The sequence below is a fragment of the Flavobacteriales bacterium genome, assembly GCA_016715895.1.
Classification (GTDB): Bacteria; Bacteroidota; Bacteroidia; order Flavobacteriales_F; family PHOS-HE28; genus PHOS-HE28.
Genome location: JADJXH010000001.1, coordinates 1 through 17,532 on the forward strand (window position 1 = coordinate 1; position 17,532 = coordinate 17,532).

Annotated in this window: 18 protein-coding genes and 1 pseudogene; all 19 read left to right on the forward strand. The window is 64.3% G+C overall.

Translation table 11 applies throughout. The features are described from left to right. The first annotated feature begins 60 nt into the window (after positions 1 to 60). The 19 genes and pseudogenes from IPM49_00005 (at position 61) to IPM49_00095 (ending at position 17,421) form a co-directional block, all read left to right on the forward strand. Positions 61 to 507 (forward strand): phage terminase small subunit P27 family, encoded by a 447-nt coding sequence (locus IPM49_00005; GenBank protein MBK9272910.1) that lies wholly within the window; start codon positions 61 to 63, stop codon positions 505 to 507. 1,489 nt (positions 508 to 1,996) lie between these two features. Next, positions 1,997 to 2,116: pseudogene (locus IPM49_00010) on the forward strand (terminase large subunit). Between the two features lie 476 nt (positions 2,117 to 2,592). Next, on the forward strand, positions 2,593 to 2,739 hold the full coding sequence (locus IPM49_00015; GenBank protein MBK9272911.1) for a hypothetical protein: 147 nt from the start codon (positions 2,593 to 2,595) through the stop codon (positions 2,737 to 2,739). Between the two features lie 80 nt (positions 2,740 to 2,819). Beyond that, positions 2,820 to 4,718 carry a phage portal protein gene (locus IPM49_00020; GenBank protein MBK9272912.1) on the forward strand — a complete coding sequence of 633 codons (1,899 nt, stop codon included), beginning with the start codon at positions 2,820 to 2,822 and terminating at the stop codon, positions 4,716 to 4,718. Between the two features lie 10 nt (positions 4,719 to 4,728). Further along, positions 4,729 to 5,409 (forward strand): HK97 family phage prohead protease, encoded by a 681-nt coding sequence (locus IPM49_00025; GenBank protein ID MBK9272913.1) that lies wholly within the window; start codon positions 4,729 to 4,731, stop codon positions 5,407 to 5,409. Between the two features lie 25 nt (positions 5,410 to 5,434). Next, positions 5,435 to 6,103 carry a phage major capsid protein gene (locus IPM49_00030; GenBank protein ID MBK9272914.1) on the forward strand — a complete coding sequence of 223 codons (669 nt, stop codon included), beginning with the start codon at positions 5,435 to 5,437 and terminating at the stop codon, positions 6,101 to 6,103. Beyond that, positions 6,094 to 6,663 carry a phage major capsid protein gene (locus tag IPM49_00035; protein MBK9272915.1) on the forward strand — a complete coding sequence of 190 codons (570 nt, stop codon included), beginning with the start codon at positions 6,094 to 6,096 and terminating at the stop codon, positions 6,661 to 6,663. Before IPM49_00030 ends, IPM49_00035 begins: the two co-directional genes overlap by 10 nt. 22 nt (positions 6,664 to 6,685) lie before the next feature. Beyond that, positions 6,686 to 7,300 carry a hypothetical protein gene (locus tag IPM49_00040; GenBank protein ID MBK9272916.1) on the forward strand — a complete coding sequence of 205 codons (615 nt, stop codon included), beginning with the start codon at positions 6,686 to 6,688 and terminating at the stop codon, positions 7,298 to 7,300. Further along, entirely contained in the window at positions 7,300 to 7,845 is a 546-nt protein-coding gene (locus IPM49_00045; protein MBK9272917.1) for a hypothetical protein, read from the forward strand. The genes IPM49_00040 and IPM49_00045 overlap by 1 nt, the downstream gene beginning before the upstream one ends. Further along, on the forward strand, positions 7,842 to 8,555 hold the full coding sequence (locus tag IPM49_00050) for a hypothetical protein (protein MBK9272918.1): 714 nt from the start codon (positions 7,842 to 7,844) through the stop codon (positions 8,553 to 8,555). Before IPM49_00045 ends, IPM49_00050 begins: the two co-directional genes overlap by 4 nt. A 187-nt stretch (positions 8,556 to 8,742) precedes the next feature. Next, positions 8,743 to 9,318, forward strand: a complete 576-nt coding sequence (locus IPM49_00055) for a phage head-tail connector protein (protein ID MBK9272919.1) — start codon at positions 8,743 to 8,745, stop codon at positions 9,316 to 9,318. Beyond that, positions 9,318 to 9,638, forward strand: coding sequence for a phage head closure protein (locus IPM49_00060; protein ID MBK9272920.1), 321 nt, complete (start codon positions 9,318 to 9,320; stop codon positions 9,636 to 9,638). The genes IPM49_00055 and IPM49_00060 overlap by 1 nt, the downstream gene beginning before the upstream one ends. Beyond that, positions 9,635 to 10,000 carry an HK97 gp10 family phage protein gene (locus IPM49_00065; protein ID MBK9272921.1) on the forward strand — a complete coding sequence of 122 codons (366 nt, stop codon included), beginning with the start codon at positions 9,635 to 9,637 and terminating at the stop codon, positions 9,998 to 10,000. Before IPM49_00060 ends, IPM49_00065 begins: the two co-directional genes overlap by 4 nt. Next, on the forward strand, positions 9,997 to 10,365 hold the full coding sequence (locus IPM49_00070) for a DUF3168 domain-containing protein (GenBank protein ID MBK9272922.1): 369 nt from the start codon (positions 9,997 to 9,999) through the stop codon (positions 10,363 to 10,365). The genes IPM49_00065 and IPM49_00070 overlap by 4 nt, the downstream gene beginning before the upstream one ends. 12 nt (positions 10,366 to 10,377) lie before the next feature. Next, positions 10,378 to 10,851: a hypothetical protein gene (locus IPM49_00075; protein MBK9272923.1), complete on the forward strand. Its 474-nt coding sequence runs from the start codon at positions 10,378 to 10,380 to the stop codon at positions 10,849 to 10,851. Further along, a complete protein-coding gene (locus tag IPM49_00080; GenBank protein MBK9272924.1) occupies positions 10,851 to 11,189 on the forward strand; it encodes a hypothetical protein in 339 nt (112 codons plus the stop codon). Before IPM49_00075 ends, IPM49_00080 begins: the two co-directional genes overlap by 1 nt. A gap of 267 nt (positions 11,190 to 11,456) precedes the next feature. After that, a complete protein-coding gene (locus tag IPM49_00085; protein ID MBK9272925.1) occupies positions 11,457 to 13,403 on the forward strand; it encodes a hypothetical protein in 1,947 nt (648 codons plus the stop codon). After that, positions 13,400 to 15,820: a hypothetical protein gene (locus IPM49_00090; GenBank protein ID MBK9272926.1), complete on the forward strand. Its 2,421-nt coding sequence runs from the start codon at positions 13,400 to 13,402 to the stop codon at positions 15,818 to 15,820. Before IPM49_00085 ends, IPM49_00090 begins: the two co-directional genes overlap by 4 nt. Continuing rightward, on the forward strand, positions 15,817 to 17,421 hold the full coding sequence (locus IPM49_00095) for a hypothetical protein (protein ID MBK9272927.1): 1,605 nt from the start codon (positions 15,817 to 15,819) through the stop codon (positions 17,419 to 17,421). Before IPM49_00090 ends, IPM49_00095 begins: the two co-directional genes overlap by 4 nt. Positions 17,422 to 17,532 lie beyond the last annotated feature (111 nt).

A 17,532-nucleotide genomic window follows, 5' to 3' on the forward strand; every position in this document is an offset into this window, starting at 1 on the left:
GATATAGTTGGGATATGTAACATTATGTCAAGACCTGGGCCACGACCAAAACCAACGAGGGTGAAGGAGCTGGAGGGCAACCCTGGCAAACGGCCGCTGCCGCGCAACGAGCCGCGGCCGCAGTTGCCGGTGAAGCGGCCGCGCGGGATGGGGCGGGGGCAGCGCGCGTATTGGGACCAGCACGCGCCGGAGCTGGAGCGGCTGCGGATTTTGACGGGGCTGGATGTGCCGGCCATGCGGCTGATGGCGGAGCACTATACGTTCGCGCTGGAGGCGGCGCGGATATTGGGGGAGGAGGGGTTGATTGTGGAGGGGCGGGACGGGCCGAAGAAGCACCCGGCCTGGCAGGCGCTACGAGACGCCAGCGGGATGTACCTGCGGTTGGCGGCGGAGTTTGGGATGACGCCGAGCGCGCGCACCCGGCTGCAACTGCCGCCGGAGGTGGAGCAGCTCAGCCTGGCGGATTTGCTGTTTGAGGCGGCCAACGGGGGAGAGGCGAGTGAGTGAGGTTCCAGGCGGAGCGGTATGCGGCGGATGTGTTGGGGGGGCGGGTGGTGGCCTGCCGCTGGGTGCGGCTGGCGTGTGAGCGGTATGTAGCGGATAGGGAAACGGGGGCGGCGCGGGGGTTGCAGTTTGATGAGCAGGCGGCACGGATGGCGATTGCGTTTTTCGGGGTGCTGCATCACTGGAAGGGGGAGTGGGCGGGACAGCCAATCAAGTTGGAACCGTGGCAGCAATTTATTATTTGGAATGTGTTCGGGTGGCGGCGGGCGGATGGGCTGCGCCGGTTTCGGACGGTGTACCTGGAGGTGGCCAGGAAAAACGGCAAGACGACGTTGGCGGGGGGCATTGGGTTGTACCTGGCGTTTGTGGATAATGAGCCGGGGGCGGAGGTGTACAGCGTGGCGACGAAACGCGACCAGGCGCGCATCAGCCACCAGGACGCGACGCAGATGGTACGCCGCTCGCCGCAGTTGGCGCGGGAGGTGACGGTGTTCAGGGACAACCTGCACAGCCGGACCTCGGCCAGCAAATTTGAGCCGCTGGGGAGTGATAAAAACACGCTGGATGGGTTGAATGTGCATGGGGTGATTGCGGACGAGGTGCACGCCTGGCCGGATGGGGGGTTGTGGGATGTGATGGAGACGGCGACGGGGGCGCGCCGCCAGCCGTTGATGATTGCGATCACCACGGCGGGGTATGACCGGCACTCGTTTTGCTATGGGCTGCACGACTATGCCGAGAAGGTGCTGGGCGGGGTGGTGGAGGATGATAGCTTTTTTGGGATGATTTACACGCTGGATAAGGGGGACAAGTGGGAGGATGAGGGGGTGTGGGTGAAGGCGAACCCGAATTTGGACGTGAGCAAAAAATCAGATGACATCCGGCGGCTGGCCGGCCGGGCGCGGGAGATGCCGGCGCGGCTGAATGCGTTCCTGCGGCTGCACCTGAATGTGTGGACGCAGGCGGAGACGCGCTGGATTGATGGGGACAAATGGCGGGCGGCGGGTACCCGGCCGGTGCCGGCTGAGGCGGCGCTGGCGGGGCGGCGCTGCTATGGCGGGCTGGACCTATCGACCACGACGGACATCAGCGCCTGGGTGCTGGTGTTTCCGCCGGCGGAGGAGGGGGAGTTGTGGTGGGTGCTGGTGCGGCTGTGGCTGCCGGAGGAGAATTTGCAGCAGCGGGTGAGCCGGGACCGGGTGCCGTATGACGCCTGGGCGCGGGCGGGGCTGCTGACGCTGACGCCGGGCAACGTGGTGGATTATGATTGGATTGAGGCGCAGATCCGCACGGACGCGGCGCAATTTGATTTGGTGGAGGTGGCGTTTGACCCGTGGAATGCGACCAGCGTCACCAACCATTTGGGCGAGGAGGGGCTGACGCTGGTGGAGTTTCGCCAGGGGTTTGTCACGATGAACCCGGCCATGCGGGCGTTGGAGGTGGCGATTGCGCAGGGGTGCTGGGGCATGGCAACCACCCGGCGCTGGCGTGGATGGCGGACAATCTGGTGGCGGCGCAGGACCCGGCCGGGAATATCAAACCGGACAAAAACAAATCGCGGGAGCGGATTGACGGCATGGTGGCGCTGATTATGGCGCACCAGCGGGCGGTGTTGGGGAACCAAATCGCGGGAGGCGGGTGGGGGGGGGGGGCCGGGGGGTGGAGAGAGGAGACGAGGCCGCTGCGGCTGCGGATGGTAGTGACCCGGTCCCGGCCGGGGGGGGCGCGGGGGTGGCGGTGTTCCTGGAGGCGCCCGCCGGGGGGGGCCGGCGGGGGTTGTTGGGGGGCGGGGGGGGGGGGGGGGCTGCTGGTGGAGCACCGGCGGCTGAAACATGAGACGCTGGAGCGGCGGATTCGTTGACGAGGAGGTGATGCTGGGAGAATGCCTTGCGCTGGCAAGCAAAATTGACTGGTAACTAAGAACGACAGACCCCCGGCCGGGGCTGCCCACCCCGGCCGGGGGGATAGATTGACAATAACCCCGGTCATGTTGTAGAATTACAACAATCTAATTGCTGATGGATTACCACCGGCGCGAGGTCAATGTGACCCGCGCCGGTTTTTGTTTATGACCAGGACATAATCAAATTGGACCGAAATGACGTTGTAGCGCTGCTGGGTTTGCTGCTGATGGCCGGCGGGTTGGTGTTTGTCTATTGGCCGTTGGCGCTGATTGTGCCGGGGGCGCTGCTGGTGGCGTTGGGGGTGACGGGCGCGCGGCGAGGCGGTGACTGATGGGTATTTTATCGCGGGCGCTGAGAGTGACGGATGGGGAGGAGGAGCGGCAGTTGTCGCTGACGGATTATCAGGGGTGGGTGGATGCCGGGCTGGTGCGCTCTTCCGCGGCCGGGGTGAGCGTGACGCCGGACACGGCGATGGCGCTGCCGGCGGTGTATGCCTGCGTGCGGGTGCTGGCAGAGGCGGTGGCCTCGCTGCCGCTGATCACCTACCGGCGGCAGGGGGAGGGGCGGGCCAGGGCCACGGATTACTACCTGTACAACCTGCTGCACGACCAGCCCAACCCGGTGATGACGTCGTTTGAATACCGCGAGATGATGATGGGCCACGTGTTGACCTGGGGCAATCATCTGTCCGAGATTCAGTGGTCCACGAATGGACGGATTCAGGCGTTGTGGCCGCTGCGGCCGGACCGGGTGGAGAAGGTTGAGCAGACGCCGGATGGGCTGGTGTACCACTACCGGCTGCCTAATGGCGGCATTGAGGAGCTGGCCGAGTGGCAGGTGTTCCACGTGCGCGGGCTGAGCAGTGACGGCATTTGGGGCTGGTCGCCGATTCGGATGCAGCGCGAGGCGCTGGGGGTTGGGTTGGCGGCGCAGGAGTTCGGGGCGCGGTTCTTCGGCAACGGCACGCACATGGGCGGCATCCTGTCCCATCCGGGTGTGTTGGGGGATAAAGCATTTGAGCGGCTGCGCACGGAGATGAACGACCGCTGGGGCGGGCTGGCGAACGCCAACCGCATGGCGATTTTGGAGGAGGGGATGACGTACCAGCGCATTGGGATTCCGCCGGAGGATGCGCAATTCCTGGAGACGCGCAAATTCCAGGTGACGGAGATTGCGCGGATGTACCTGGTGCCGCCCCATAAAATCATGGATTTGGAGCGGGCGACGTTTACCAACATCGAGCACCAGGCCATCTCGTTTGTGGTGGATACGCTGCGGCCGTGGTTGGTGCGGCTGGAGCAGGCCATCCACAGCCGGCTGATGAGCGAGCGGGAGCGGCAGAGTTATTTTGTGGAGTTTTTGGTGGATGGGCTGCTGCGCGGCGATGCAATCAGCCGCTCACAGGTGTATTCTGTCGGCCGCCAGTGGGGGTATCTGAGCGCCAATGACATCCGCCGGATGGAGAACATGAACCCCATCGCCGGCGGGGATGATTATTTGATGCCGTTGAACATGGTCCCGGCCGGGGCTGAACCACCGGCCAGGGCGCTGCGGGCGCTGGAGACGATGACCCCGGCCGGGGCGGCGGTGGAGCAGCGGGCAGTGCGCAGCATCAACGCCCGGCGGCGGCTGCAACTGGCCAACACGGAGACGTACCGCGAGGCGGCGGCCAGGGTGCTGCGGCGGGAAATCAACGACGTGGGGGCGCAGGCCAAAAAACAACTCGGCCAGCGGGACGCGGCGCAGTTCGTCGAGTGGCTGGATGATTTCTACAGCGAGCACCGGCAATTTGTGATCACCCAGATGCGGGCGGTGATGGATGCCTATTTGCGGCTGGTGGCGGCGGAGGCGGGGGACGAGACGGCCGCCATCAGCGAGGAGCGTCTGGCGGCATTTGTGCAGGCGTATCTGGAGACGTATGCGGACCGGCATACGACCATCAGCCGGCAGCAGGTGACAGACGCGCTGGCGACGGATGACCCGTTGACGGCGCTGGAGCAGGTGTTCGACGGCTGGCGTGATACCCGGCCGGGGACGATTGCGGGCAATGAGACGGTACGCGGCGGCGGGGCCATCACTAAAATTGTGTACGCCGCGGCTGGAATTTCGATGCTGCGCTGGCGGAGTGTGGGCGACACGTGCCCCTACTGCCGGCGGCTGGATGGCATGGTGGTGTCGATTGAGGCCAACTTTTTGGCGGCCGGGCAGGATTTCCAGCCGGAGGGGGCAGAGCGACCGCTGCGCCCCGGCCGGGACGTGGGCCACCCACCGGCGCATTTGGGCTGTGACTGCGTGATTACGCCGGGATGAGGATAAGACGATGAGAGAATTAGAACGACGATTTGTAACGGCTGAATTTCGCGCCGATTCGCCCGACGGGGCAATAGAGGGCTATGCCGCGGTTTTCAACGCGCAGAGCGAGGATTTGGGCGGTTTCCGCGAAAAAATACGGCCCGGCGCGTTTGCCAAAACGATTCAGGAAGCGGACGTGCGCGCGCTGTTTAACCATGACGCCAATTATGTCCTGGGGCGCAACCGGGCGGGCACGTTGGAACTGGCCGAGGATGACCACGGGCTGTTGTTCCGGGTGACGCCGCCGGCGACGGGCTGGGCGGCGGATTTGCGGGCCAGCATCAGCCGGGGCGACATTGACCAGGCGTCGTTTGGGTTTTGGGTGGTGCGGGATGAGTGGCGCAATGCCGACACCGGCCGGGAACGGGAATTGGTAGAGGTGGCGCTGCTGGATGTGAGCGTGGTGACCTACCCGGCCTATCCGCAGACACAGGTCACGGCCCGCTCGATGAATGATGTGATTAGCGCGCTGCGCAGCATGGACGTTACCGCGGACGAGCTGCGCGCGCTGATTGACCAGATAACGACCATGTTGCCCGCTGCGCCGGTCCAGGTGGACCACCCGGCGACGGCGGAACCGGTGAGCGTGGCGCAGGTGCGCCAGGCAATGCGCCGGCGACGCCTGCAACTGGCACAATACCAACTCTAAGAGGAGATTGACCATGAGTAACATTATGTTGGAACTGCGCCAGCGTCAGGAGCAAACACTGAGCCAGGCGCAGGCGATGGTAACAGCGGCGGAAACCGAGGATCGGGATTTCACGCCAGACGAACAGACGCAGTATGACGGCCTGCTGGCCACTGTGGAGCAGCTCCGCGGCCGCATTGGGCGGTTGGAGGGGTTGGGCGCGCAGACCGCGACCAGCACCCGCCAGGCCCCGGCCGTGCTGAGCATCCCGCGCGGTGACAATGAGACCCGCGCCCTGGCGCACTTTTTCCGCACCGGCAACACTGGCCACCTGGGCGAGATGCGGACGGAAATGGAAAACGGCAGTGTGGGCGTCAGCATGCGCATTCCGACGGCGCGGGAAATGCGCGCGGTCACGGACAGCACCATGAACATCACCACGACCACGGACGGTGGGTATGCCGTGCCGACCGGGTTTGTGCGCGACGTTGCCAAACGCAAAAGCGAGATGATGCTGGCCGACCGGCTGGGCTGCCTGTTGATTCATCGGCAAAGGCACGACCGTCAACTATCCGGCCGAAGGGCAGGACCCGCAGTCGTTTGTCAGCCACGAACGAGCAGAGTGACGCACATGACGTGGCCTGGAGCCGGAACGCCGGCGTCCTGGCACTCGTGGCGTTCACTTTGGGCTTTTACACCCGCGCGGTGGAGCTGACCACGCAGTTGATGCGCGATGAGGACGTCAACCTCATGGGTTACATCGCCGACAAAATCAGCCGCGAGTATGCGCAGACGCACAACAGTCTGCTGATTACCGAGGCGGCCGCCAGCGGCACGGCGCTCAAAACCTACGCCAGCGCCACGGCCATCGCGGCCGGTGAGCCTGAGGACATCGTGTTTAACGACACCCTGTCTTACTACCTGGACGAGAGCAACAGCAACGCCTGGGTCACCCGGCCGTCGACGTTCGGCAACATCGCCAGCATTACCGGCAACGCCCGGCTGTACGCGGAGACCCCCGGCGGGTCGTTCGGACGCGAGCTGTTGGGGTACCCGGTGCTGTACAGCAACCAGGTCACGGCCACGGCGGCCAGCGCCAAAGACTTGTACTTTGGCAACTGGTATTACATGGGCTACCGCGAGGACCCGACCATCAACCTGTTGGTCAATCCCTACCGCTCGCCCGGCCTGACCATCCTGGAGTATTCGTTTGGGGCAGTGTACAAACTGCGCCAGGCGGGTGCGCTGGGCTATGGGGTACATCCGAGCGCATAGGACGACGATGATTGAGCGAGTGATGGGTTTCACGCCCCTGGGTCCGCGGGGCATCGAGGCAGAGACGGCGACGGCGCTGTTATCGCTGCAATGGCCGGGCGCGCTGCGCCTGGTCATCCAGCGCGACAATCCGCACGAGAGCGGGCGTGAAAACATCCTCCACCAATACCAGCAGGGACGCGAGCTATTCCTGGCCGGCGGCTATGATGCCCTCCTCGTGATTGAGGCGGACATTGTGCCGCCGGCCGATGCCCTGCTCAAATTGGCGCGGCTGATTGACGAGCATCAGGCGGACCTGGCCTATGGCGTTTACCGGTTCCGGGTCAGCAATGTGATCAACGTGTTTGAGCGGTATCCCGGCCGGCCACGCAACCCCGGCGAAAGCCTGACGCTGCACCCGCACAAGCTGGCGGTGGCGCGGGCGGCGGGGGTGACCCCGTGCAGTGGCGGCGGGCTGGGCTGTGTGTTGATTGCCCGGCACGTGCTGGAGCAGTTTGAGTTTCGGCACGAGGACACGGCGCACTGCGACACCTGGTTTAATCGGGATGTGCTGCGCGGCGGGCTGGTGCAGATGGCGGATATGAGCGTCATCTGCGGCCACGTGCGCGAGGATGGGGAGCTACTGTGGCCGTGGTGATGCCGTTTTTGGAGATTATCACGCGGACCTGCAAGCGGCCGGCGCTGCTGGCGGCGAATGAGGCCAGCATCCGGCAGCAGACGGATGGCGATTATGTGCACACCATCCTGGAGGACCAGGTGGGGCTGGGCATTGGCCAGGCGCAGATGCAACTGGCGGGCTATGCCAGCCAACTGCGCGGGCGGTACGTGTGGATATTGGATGATGATGATATGTGCACCCGGCCGGGGCTGGTGGCAGAACTCAAGGCCATCGCGGCGCAGGACGGCGAGCCGGAGTTGATTATGATGCGCATGGACCACGGCCCGCGCGGCATCCTGCCGGATGATGCGCGGTGGCAGGGGCCGCCGGTGTGCGGCCTGATTGGCGTGAGCGCGTTTGTGACGCGGCGCGATGTGTTTGTGCGCCACCGCGCGGCGTGGCTGAGCGCCCGGTATGCCAGCGATTTCGATTTTATTGCCGCGGCGTATGCGGCGGCGGAGCGGGTGAGCTGGTTTGATGTGGTGGCCAGCCGGGTGCAGCAGATTGGCATGGGGGTGGCATGACGACAGTCGCCATTTTACTACCCAGCCGCGGACGGGCGGCGCAGTTGACTGAGCGGGTGACCTCGCTGCTGTGGCAGGTGCCCCCGGCCGGGGTGACCATTTACATCACCCTGGCGGTGTGCCTGGACGACGCGGAGACGCAGACGGCCGCGGAGGCGCTGCAACATACCAGCCGCTTCGCGCAGTTTCGGGTGGAATCGACCAGCCGGCCGGCGGATTCGACGGCGGTGCAGGGCTGGAACATGGCGTACCAGTTCCGGCGGGCGCGGGGCGGCGCAGACTGGTACATCCTGGGCGCAGATGACATTGTGTGGGTGCCGGGGTGGCTGGATGCGGCGCTGGCCGAAGCCCGGCCGGGGGTGGAGGTGATTGGCCTGGACGACGGCGGCCACACTGATTTGCGGCTGTATGCGCCGCATTACATGGCCCAGGCCGCATTTGTGGAGGAGGTTTTGGGCGGGCTGTTTGTGCCACCGGAGTATTACGCCTGGTGGTTCGACCGCGAGGTGTGCGAGGTGGCGCGTGCGCGTAACGCGTACAGCCCGGCGCCGGGCGCGGTGGCCCGCCATTTACACCCGGATTGGCAGACGGCGCGCATGGACCGGACGTACCGGGATGCCTGGCCGCTGCATGACGTGGACCGGCAGACGTACCTGACGCGGCGGGCGCAGGGCTACCCGGTGAATTGGAGAGAGCGATGCGAGTCATAGCGAATAAATCATTTGTGAGCCGGTTGGGCGGGCAGACGTACCGGGTGGCGCAGGATGACGAGCTGCTGCTGCCGGATGGGGCGGATTGGCTGTTGTGCGGGCTGGTGCGCCCGGCCGGGCCGGAGGCGGCGACGCTGGCCCCGGCGGAGACGGCGACCAAGCCACGGCCACGGAAACGGGTGACAAAATGAAACTGAGCGTGTATACCGCGCCAACGGTGGAACCGGTGACGCTCCAGGAGTTGAAAAACCAGGCGCGCATCGACGATAACACGGACGACAGCGGCCTGGCGCTGTACATCAAAACGGCGCGGGAGACGTATGAGCTGATGACCCGCCGGGCGCTGTGCACGCGCACCTACGAGCTGACGCTGGATAACTGGCCGGGTGGCCGGCGGATCCGACTGCCGCACCCGCCATTGGCCAGCGTGACCAGCATCAGCTACACGGACGAGGATGGCGCGGTGGCGACAATCGACAGCGGGGATTACCTGGTGAGCACGGTGACGGAGCCGGGCGAGATTGTGCTGCGCAACGGCGTGAGCTGGCCGGCGGTGGTGCTGCAAGAAGTGGACGCCATCACCATCCGCTACGTGGCCGGGTATGGCGGGGCGGATGACGTCCCGGCCGGGCACCGGCTGGCCATCCGTTTATTGGCGGCGCACTACTACGAAAACCGCGAGGCCACGGGCATTGGCAACGTGAGCGAGATACCGCTGGGATTGGCCCAGCTGCGGGACATTGACCGGGCAGGGTGGTTCTAATGCGCGCCGGACGACTGCGAAACAAGGTCACGATTCAGGAGAAATCGGTCACGCTCTCGGCAGAGGGCGAAGAGGTGGTGACCTGGGTCAACGTGGCGACGGTGTGGGCGGGGGTGGAACCGCTGACCGGCCGGGAGTATGCGATTGCCTCGGCGGAGTATGCGGAGGTGACCACGCGGGTGGTGATGCGCTACCGGCCGGGGGTGGTCCCGGAGCAGCGGGTGGTGTTTGGCGAGCATACGTACAACGTGCGCTCGGTCATTGACCCGGACATGCGCCATAAAGAGCTGCAACTGATGTGCGATGAGGTGCTGGCGTGACGTTTGAGCAGGATGTGGCGCGGGCAGCGGACGAGCTGCGGCGGATGGATGGCATTATTGCCAACGCCATCCCGGCCGGGGTGTTGGCCGGGGCGAAATATGGCGCGGACCAGGCGCGGCAGCGGGCACCGCGGCGTACCGGCAAAATGGCGGACAGTATCGAGGCCCGGCCGGGGAGTGACAAAAACTCGGCCGAGGTGTACGCCGGGGTGTTTTATAGCTATTTTGTGGAGCGGGGCACGCGCAAACCGGTGCGCGGCGCGCGGCCATTCATGCAGCCGGGGATTTACGGCAACCGGAAACGGATCGGGGACATCATCAGCCAGGCGGTTGCCGAGGCTGTTGAGCGAGAGATGCGATGAGCTACGAGAGCGATTTACGGGCGGCGGCGCTGGCGGTGACGAACCTGGCCAACCTGATTGGCACCCGGTTCTACCCGGTGCGGCTGCCGCAGGACGCGGCCACGCCGGCGATAACGTACCGCCAGTTGGACAGCCAGCAGGAGTTGACGCTGGGCGGGACGGTGATTGGCGGCGAGGTGCGGTATGAGCTGACGCTGCTGGGCAGCAGCTACGGCGTGATTTTGCAGCTAAAAAGTGCGCTCCAGGAGTTGGAGGGCACCGACTACGGCAGCCTGACCGGGTTCGGGGTCAACGATGGCCCGGACGGTTGGGATTTTACCGATGAGGTGTTTTATAAGCTGGTCGAAATCACGGCCAGCATTTAGTGGAGGATACAAATGGCAATCTCAGGTTCGTTTGATAGTGATGACAAAGTGGTCTGGAAGGACGCGGTGGTGAAAGTGTCGCTTGACGGCGGCTCCACCTATGCGGCCATCACCACCTGGAGCAACATGGTGACGTTTACGCGCGGGACGTACAGCGTGGAGACGGAGCCGCTGCTGGATGGCAGCAAGTTGCGCAGCGTGGGCAACCTCGGCGCTGGCCGGGTGGCGGTGACCTGTGTGTATGACGAAGAGAGCACCGGCCCCTGGAAAAATCTCAATGACATTTTCATTGCCGGCACGGCGCTGGATTTGGTGTCACTGACGGTCAGCAAAGATACCGCCTCCACCAGTTTTTTGTATACCACAATTAACCCGGTGCTGGTGGCTTGCTCGCTGCCGCCCATTGATGCCAACAACACGATGGCCGGAAAATTCACGTTCGAGATTGAGTGCGACGACATGACGCAATCGCTGGTAGGTACCTAATGGCGCAACCTCCTGACGAATCTGATTTCGCCATTGAGTCGCCCCTGGCGCGGTGGCCGGGCATTATCCGGCTGCCGCACCCGGACGAGTTCAGCGGCGAGCATTGGGCGGCATGGCGGGCAGCGGTGGATGAGCAGCCGGAGACGGTCATCAGCCGCCTGTACTGCTATGCCGGGGTGGCGTTCATCCAGCGCGTCGGTACGTGGGCGCTGTCGGTGCCGCTGGCCGAGGTGGCCGGCTGGCAGAGTGACCCGGCCGCGGAGCGGATTAAGCTGGTCTCCTGGCTGGGTCGAGAGATGCAGCGTTACATGGAGCAGGTGACGAACCCAAAAAACTAGCCCGCCAGGCGCGCGCGTATTTTCGGCATGGCACCGGCCGGGCACCGTGGATTTGGTCACAGACCCGGCGGTGCATCGAATTGAGCGGCGCGGCGGGCGTGGCCTGGCGGCATTTCCCGGCCGGGACGTATCACCAGCAGGCGGCATTGATGTATGGCGAGACTGAGATGATGTTGATGGAGTTGCTATACCGCTGCTGGCGGCAGTATGCCTACCTGGAGGATACGGATTGGGGCCAGGACGAGGTCAATCTGGAGGCGTGGCTGCATGGCGTATAAAGTTTTGGATTATCTGATTACGGCTTCGTGGACCGGGAAAGGCGCGGCGCAAGGCGCGGCGGCAGACATTCAGGAGGTAGGCACGGCCAGCCACACCACCGGTTTGAGCTTGACTGACCTCAAATCCGGCCTGGATTTGGCTATGAGCGGTTTCCAGGCGGCCGGGCAAATGGTCGGCGAGTTTTACGACGCATTGAAAGAGGGGGCGGCGCTTGAGTCACAAACGGCAAAATTTGACGCACTGGCGGCCAGCATCGGCACGGTGGGGGATGCGCTGCTGACGGATTTGCAAGCGGCAACCGGGGGCATGGTGACCGATGCCAAGCTGGTGGCCGGTGCAGTGGATTTGATGAACCTGGGACTGGTGCAGAGCCATGAGGAGGTTATACGCTGGTCTGCGGCAATCAGCGCGCTCAATCTGGACATGCAGGTGTTGGGCCTGACGCTGGCCAACGACTCCACCGCGAGATTGGACAGTCTCGGTTTGTCCATGACGGTGGTTAATGAAAAGACGCAAAAATTCGTCAACATGGGGTATGAAACCAGCAAAGCGTTTGACCTGGCGGTGCTGGAGGCGTTGGAAGAGAAAATGAGTCTCTTCGGCGACGCGGCAGAAACGACCACCGGCAAGCTACAACGATTTGAGACCAGTTGGACCAATTTAACCGACCGGCTTAAATCCGGATTGGCTGAAGGGTTTGCGCCAGCGGTTGACCGCCTGACTGAGTTTATGGACGAGGTGGCCAACGCTAACGATGATTTGCAGCGCGCCTATGGCCAGGGGTTGGTCACTCAAGAGGAGTATAACGAGTTAGCGCTTAAGGCTGCGCTGGGATTTGATGGTGCCGTCGAACGATTGCAGCAGGTACGCGATGCTATGCGTACGCTTAATTTTGGCGATGAGTTGGCGCGGATCGCGGCCGGGGCGCACGCGCTGGACGCAGCGGTGACCACCACCGGCGCGGATTTCGGTTTTAGCCTGCTGCCGATGTTATCCGCGGCCGGGATTGGGGCCACGGAGATGGCCCTGGCGTTTGAACGGGGCGCGATTATGGCCGAGCGGGGGCTAACGTCTGTTAGCGGGCCGCTGGTGGGCATGATTGGGCAACTGCGCGAGGCGCGGGCGGAGGTGGGCGGATTTTTTAACCAGATTTCGGCGGGGGCGGCGATTGACCCGGCCGGGCTGCTGATGGACACGGCGGCCGCGGCGGGGGCGAGTGCGCGCAACCTGTACGAGATGGCCGGGGCGACGGATGAGGCATTGCAGGCGTTGGTGGATGCCACCATTGCGGCAAAGGCTGAGGAATTGGGCAATGCCGTCGCGGCCGGGGCAATGACCGGGGTGCAGGCGCTGGCGGAGCTGGAGCAGTTTGCGCAAAACCTGAACCTCAACCCGACTGAACTCCTGGAACCAACGGTACTCAGCACTGAGACGGCGGCGAGCGTTATCAAGGCGAATACGTTGGCGCTGGTAGAGGGGGTCAGCCAGGGAGCGACGACGGCCAGCCGGACGGCGACCACGGCGGTGGATGAGCTGCGCACCCGCACCGAGGATTTGGTGACGATGCCCAAGCCGCTGGAGTTTGAAACGAATGACGCGGCGGTGCGGTCGGTGCTGGATGAGATGGAGGTGTGGGCGGCGGCGATGCGCGGCCCCTGGCCGATTGAGTTTAACGTGACGACTACCGGGACACCCCCGGCCGGGGCGGGCGGCAGCAGCGGCGCGCCTCCGCCACCGACAGGCAGCGGGGGCACCGGCGGCGGCGGTGGGGGTGGTGGTGCGCCGGGGGGCAGTGGCCCGGCCGGGCGTGGACCGGCGGGCAATAACACAACAAACTACACGACAAACAACTACTGGACGAACGGCGTCTCGCCGGGGACGCTGGACAACGCCCTGGCGAACTACGGCCGGCGGTACAGCGGAGCGACACGATGAGCCTGATTTTCAGCCTGACCGACGGTAACAGCAGCTATGACCTGACCAGCATGGTGGTGGAGAATAACATCCAGTTCGCCAGCGGCGATATGGTGACCAAATGGCACACCACCAGCGCGGGCGGGAATCAACTGCTGGAATGGCACGATGGCGACCGGGCGGTGACGTTCCAGATGACGGTGACGGGCACGGACAACGAGCTGCTCAACACGCTGACCACGCTCCAGCGGTGGGCCAGGCAGGCGGCTAACGCCGAACTGAACCCGGAGCGGTACCGGCCGGTGTTCTTGAAGGTGCAGTATCCAAATGCCAGCAATGCCACGCTCCAGCCCATCCGGCGGATGGACGTGGATGCCAGCAATGCGCTGCTGCACACCTACAAGCGCACGGCCGGGCACCTGTATCACATCGGCGTCTACATGGCGCTGGGGCCGTATGGGCAGGCGGAGAAGCCGCTGTATTTGTACAACGCGCTGAGCAACGGCGCATTTGCACGGTTTAGCGGCACCGTGCCGCTGAATTGGGCCAAAATCGACGGGGCGGAGACGTTTACGGCGGATGAGGCGGTGGCGCTGGTGGGGCGCTACGGGTTGAAAATGGCCGGGATTGCCAGCGGGGACGGGCTGATTAGCGACGCCACGGTGGTGCCGGCGTACCAGCAGATGCGCGGCAGTGTGTGGCTCAAAATTGTGAGCGGGACGGTGGACGTGCGGCTGGTCAACGTTAGCGGCGGGGGGACGATGGCCGAAAAGACGGGGCTGACGGCGGCCAACATCGCCAGCCAGGCGGCCTACACGACCAACGACCGCAACGGCAACGCCTGGTACCTGATTTTCCTGCCGGCGGTGACGCTGACGGCGACCACGAGCGTGCAGTTTGTGGTGACGGCCACGGCGCTGGCGACGCTGTACGTGGACATGGCCCAAATCCGCACGCTGGACGCGGTGACCAGGCCGCCATTGCCCAACATGGATTTTCCCGGCGACATCATCGGCGGCAAAGCGGGGCTGGTCGGCGGCTTTGACAGCGACGGCACGGTGACCATTGAGACGGATGTGTATTTCGGCGGCGAGGGGTCGCAGCTGGTCATTTTGGAAAATGCGCAGCTGTATTACTCGCAGTTGTTTGAAATCGAGACGCTCAACGAGGAGTGGGTGGTGCGGGTGGCGCTGTACCATGACGAGGATGACACGGATAATGAGGATGATTTTACGCTGAGCCTGCTGGACGGGGCGGGCAACGTGCTGGACAGCATCACCGATGACCCGACGAGCTACGCTGAGGCGCTGACCACAGCCACCGGGGATGACACCAACACCTGGGCCATTTACGAGCTGAGCGGCACGAACAGCGCCTATCCGGGGTTCCGCATCCAACTGGCGGTGGATGGCAGCAGCGGCAGCGTCTCATTGTACGTGGACCACGTGTACACCTGGCAAACGGAGCAGGTGGCGGGGTTGGTGGCGGATTATGCGGCCATCAGTGACAGCAAAATCTACAACCGCAACGACGCGGCCAGCGGCACAGAAAACCGGTACAACTACGTGCACGTGTTCAACTTGCCGGGGGACGCGCCGGCGGCGCTGGCGCTGGATGTGACCTGTTACGCCTACGGCGGCTGGGCCAGCGCGGCCAAACAAATGTGGCTGCACCGCTACGACGAGGACCGGTACAGCGCCCTGGTGCCGTCGTTTGAGTGCGAGAGCACGACGACGTGGTTTGTAGGGGCGGGAACGTGGACGCCGACGGTGGACGCCACCGCGCACGGCGGCAACCATCGGCGGCTGACCGGGGCCACGGGCAGCGAGAAATACCTGTACATGATTTTGGGGCTGGACGACGCGCGGCGCTGGAGCGCCATCACCCGGCACGTGTACGTGCGGGCGCGGACCAGCCACAAAACGAGCGCGCAGTTGCAGTTTGGGCTGGCGCAGCATGGCACGGCCATCGTCCTGCGCAATGAGGAGGTGGTCACGTTTAGCGCGGACAACACCTGGGAGTGGCACGATTTGGGGCCAATCAACCTCAATTACAGCGACATCGCCGACAATTACACGGCGGCCAATGGCAGCGTGTTCCGGATTTACGCCACGGTCAACACGGGGCAGACGATTGACCTGGACGTGGCCTATTATTTGCCGGTGGCCCCCGGCCATTTTGCCCGCTGGGCATTCCCGGCGTTTTTCGATGCCCAGGTGGTGCGGATTGACGGCCTGCGCAAATTGACGGTCCGCGCCAATGAGGGGTTGGCCATCCCGCACGTGGGCAGCGGGGTGTGGGAACTCCCGGCCGGGCCGGTGAGCAGCGTGTTATATTTTGGCTGGGCGGCGGATGACAACGAGCACGTGATGGCCGACTATGCCACCATCCGGGCGCGGATCACGCCGCGCACCCGCTATCTGCTGGGGACGACATGAGCGGATTGTACATCAACCGGTACAGCGTGGACGGCAGCGACCTGCTGGAGTCGTTTGGCGAGGAGCACGGCGGGTTTCGCGCCCGCTGCGCGCTGCCCTATTGGTGTCAAAAATTTAGCTTTATCATCCGCGGCAAATCGGTGGACGATGCCCGGCGGCGCTGGCGCGAGCACCAGGGGCAGTGGATGGTGGTGCACGATGATTTTGGCACGCTGCTGAGCGGGCAGGTGTACCGCATCGAGCGGGACGGCCGCCATGTGTTGTATGAGTGCGCCGGGGCGGCGCGGCGGCATCAGGATGATTTTTTCACCGACTTCATTGACCCGGCGGACGGCATCAGCGACGTGTTGCAGCAGGTGTTGACGGCGCAGGTGCCGGCGGTGACGGTGCTGGCGCGCAATTTCGACAGCAACAGCACGGCGGTGGGCGACGTGTACGCGCAGGAGATTGCCGAGGGGGACGGGGTGCTGCCGGCGGACATTATCAACGCGCTGCTGGCGATGCGCGATGTGGGGGCCACGACGTATGATTATTGGGCGCAGGCTGCGCCATTTGCCAACGGGGTGTATCCGGTGGCGGACCATGCGTACTACCAGGGGCGCAGCAAAACCGCCACGTATGCGGATTGGTACGTGGATGCCGGGGCGCTGCTCCAGGATGACGGCCGGGAGATTGCCGACATCTACGAGCGGCGCAACAAAATCCACATCCGCTACGGCAAAGTGACGGGCACGACGACCAGCGCCAATATCTACCTGATAGACACGGCCACCGATTTTGCCGCGGCCGGTATCCGCACCGGCGACATTGTGACCAACACGACCAAGACGACCAGCCTGGGCGTTTGGGTGGGCTGCGCCATCGCGGCCATCACCAGCACGACCAACCCCAACGACACGCTGACGATGCGGCTGAGCGAGAGCGAGACGTGGGCCAACGGGGACGCCTACAGCATCCGGCTGAGCGAGCCGGGGGTGCTGACGGTGACGGACAGCGGCACGACGGAGTTGTGGGATGCCAGCCTGGGCTACCTGGACATGCCGGAGCTTAACGCCACGCAGGCGGCGCAGTTGGCGGCGGATTTGTTGGAGGATTATACCCAGGCGACGTTTCAGGATTCGTTTAGCATTGGCGGGCGCTACATCCAGAAAATCGACGGGAGCAACTGGCCGACGTGGCGGCTGCTGAAAGCGCCCGGCCTGCTGCGGGTGATTGGCCGGGAGAATACGGCCGACAGCCGCAGCATTGACCTGGTGCAGCGGCGCGGGCTGTTTGTGGTGGCGGTGGATTATGATCACAATGGGCGGGTGGCCACGGTGACGCCGACCAGCCCCAGCGCGCGGCTGGATGTGGCGCTGCAAAGCGCGGGGCTGGTGGCGGGGCAGGCGATTGAACCGGCCGGGCGGAGCGGCAATTCGGATCCGCTGGCGCAGGCATATATTGATTCGTTCCGGCGGCGCGGCGGCGGGCGTGCGCCGCTGCTCTTTTACGATTGGCGAAATTACGGCCCACCACCACCGGATTGGGAGGAGCAGATGCGGGCGCGCGGCGTCAACCCGCAGCTTGGGCCGAATCCAGAGGGCATGTACCGCAATGGATAGGAGTAGAGCACATGACAAATAATGCGATACGGGCGAATGTAGGCACATACGGCGTCAACGACCAGCCTCAAATCGGGCCGCTGATGCAGGGTCAGGCGGGCGTCGTGATGA

Excerpts from the sequence above, each read along its gene's own strand:
- IPM49_00025 (MBK9272913.1), top strand. The coding sequence starts at position 4,729 with ATGAGAGAATTAGAACGACGATTTGTAACGGCTGAATTTCGCGCCGAT.
- IPM49_00030 (MBK9272914.1), top strand. The coding sequence starts at position 5,435 with ATGTTGGAACTGCGCCAGCGTCAGGAGCAAACACTGAGCCAGGCGCAG.
- IPM49_00040 (MBK9272916.1), top strand. The coding sequence starts at position 6,686 with ATGGGTTTCACGCCCCTGGGTCCGCGGGGCATCGAGGCAGAGACGGCG.
- IPM49_00045 (MBK9272917.1), top strand. The coding sequence starts at position 7,300 with ATGCCGTTTTTGGAGATTATCACGCGGACCTGCAAGCGGCCGGCGCTG.
- IPM49_00050 (MBK9272918.1), top strand. The coding sequence starts at position 7,842 with ATGACGACAGTCGCCATTTTACTACCCAGCCGCGGACGGGCGGCGCAG.
- IPM49_00055 (MBK9272919.1), top strand. The coding sequence starts at position 8,743 with ATGAAACTGAGCGTGTATACCGCGCCAACGGTGGAACCGGTGACGCTC.
- IPM49_00060 (MBK9272920.1), top strand. The coding sequence starts at position 9,318 with ATGCGCGCCGGACGACTGCGAAACAAGGTCACGATTCAGGAGAAATCG.
- IPM49_00070 (MBK9272922.1), top strand. The coding sequence starts at position 9,997 with ATGAGCTACGAGAGCGATTTACGGGCGGCGGCGCTGGCGGTGACGAAC.
- IPM49_00075 (MBK9272923.1), top strand. The coding sequence starts at position 10,378 with ATGGCAATCTCAGGTTCGTTTGATAGTGATGACAAAGTGGTCTGGAAG.
- IPM49_00080 (MBK9272924.1), top strand. The coding sequence starts at position 10,851 with ATGGCGCAACCTCCTGACGAATCTGATTTCGCCATTGAGTCGCCCCTG.
- IPM49_00085 (MBK9272925.1), top strand. The coding sequence starts at position 11,457 with ATGGCGTATAAAGTTTTGGATTATCTGATTACGGCTTCGTGGACCGGG.
- IPM49_00090 (MBK9272926.1), top strand. The coding sequence starts at position 13,400 with ATGAGCCTGATTTTCAGCCTGACCGACGGTAACAGCAGCTATGACCTG.
- IPM49_00095 (MBK9272927.1), top strand. The coding sequence starts at position 15,817 with ATGAGCGGATTGTACATCAACCGGTACAGCGTGGACGGCAGCGACCTG.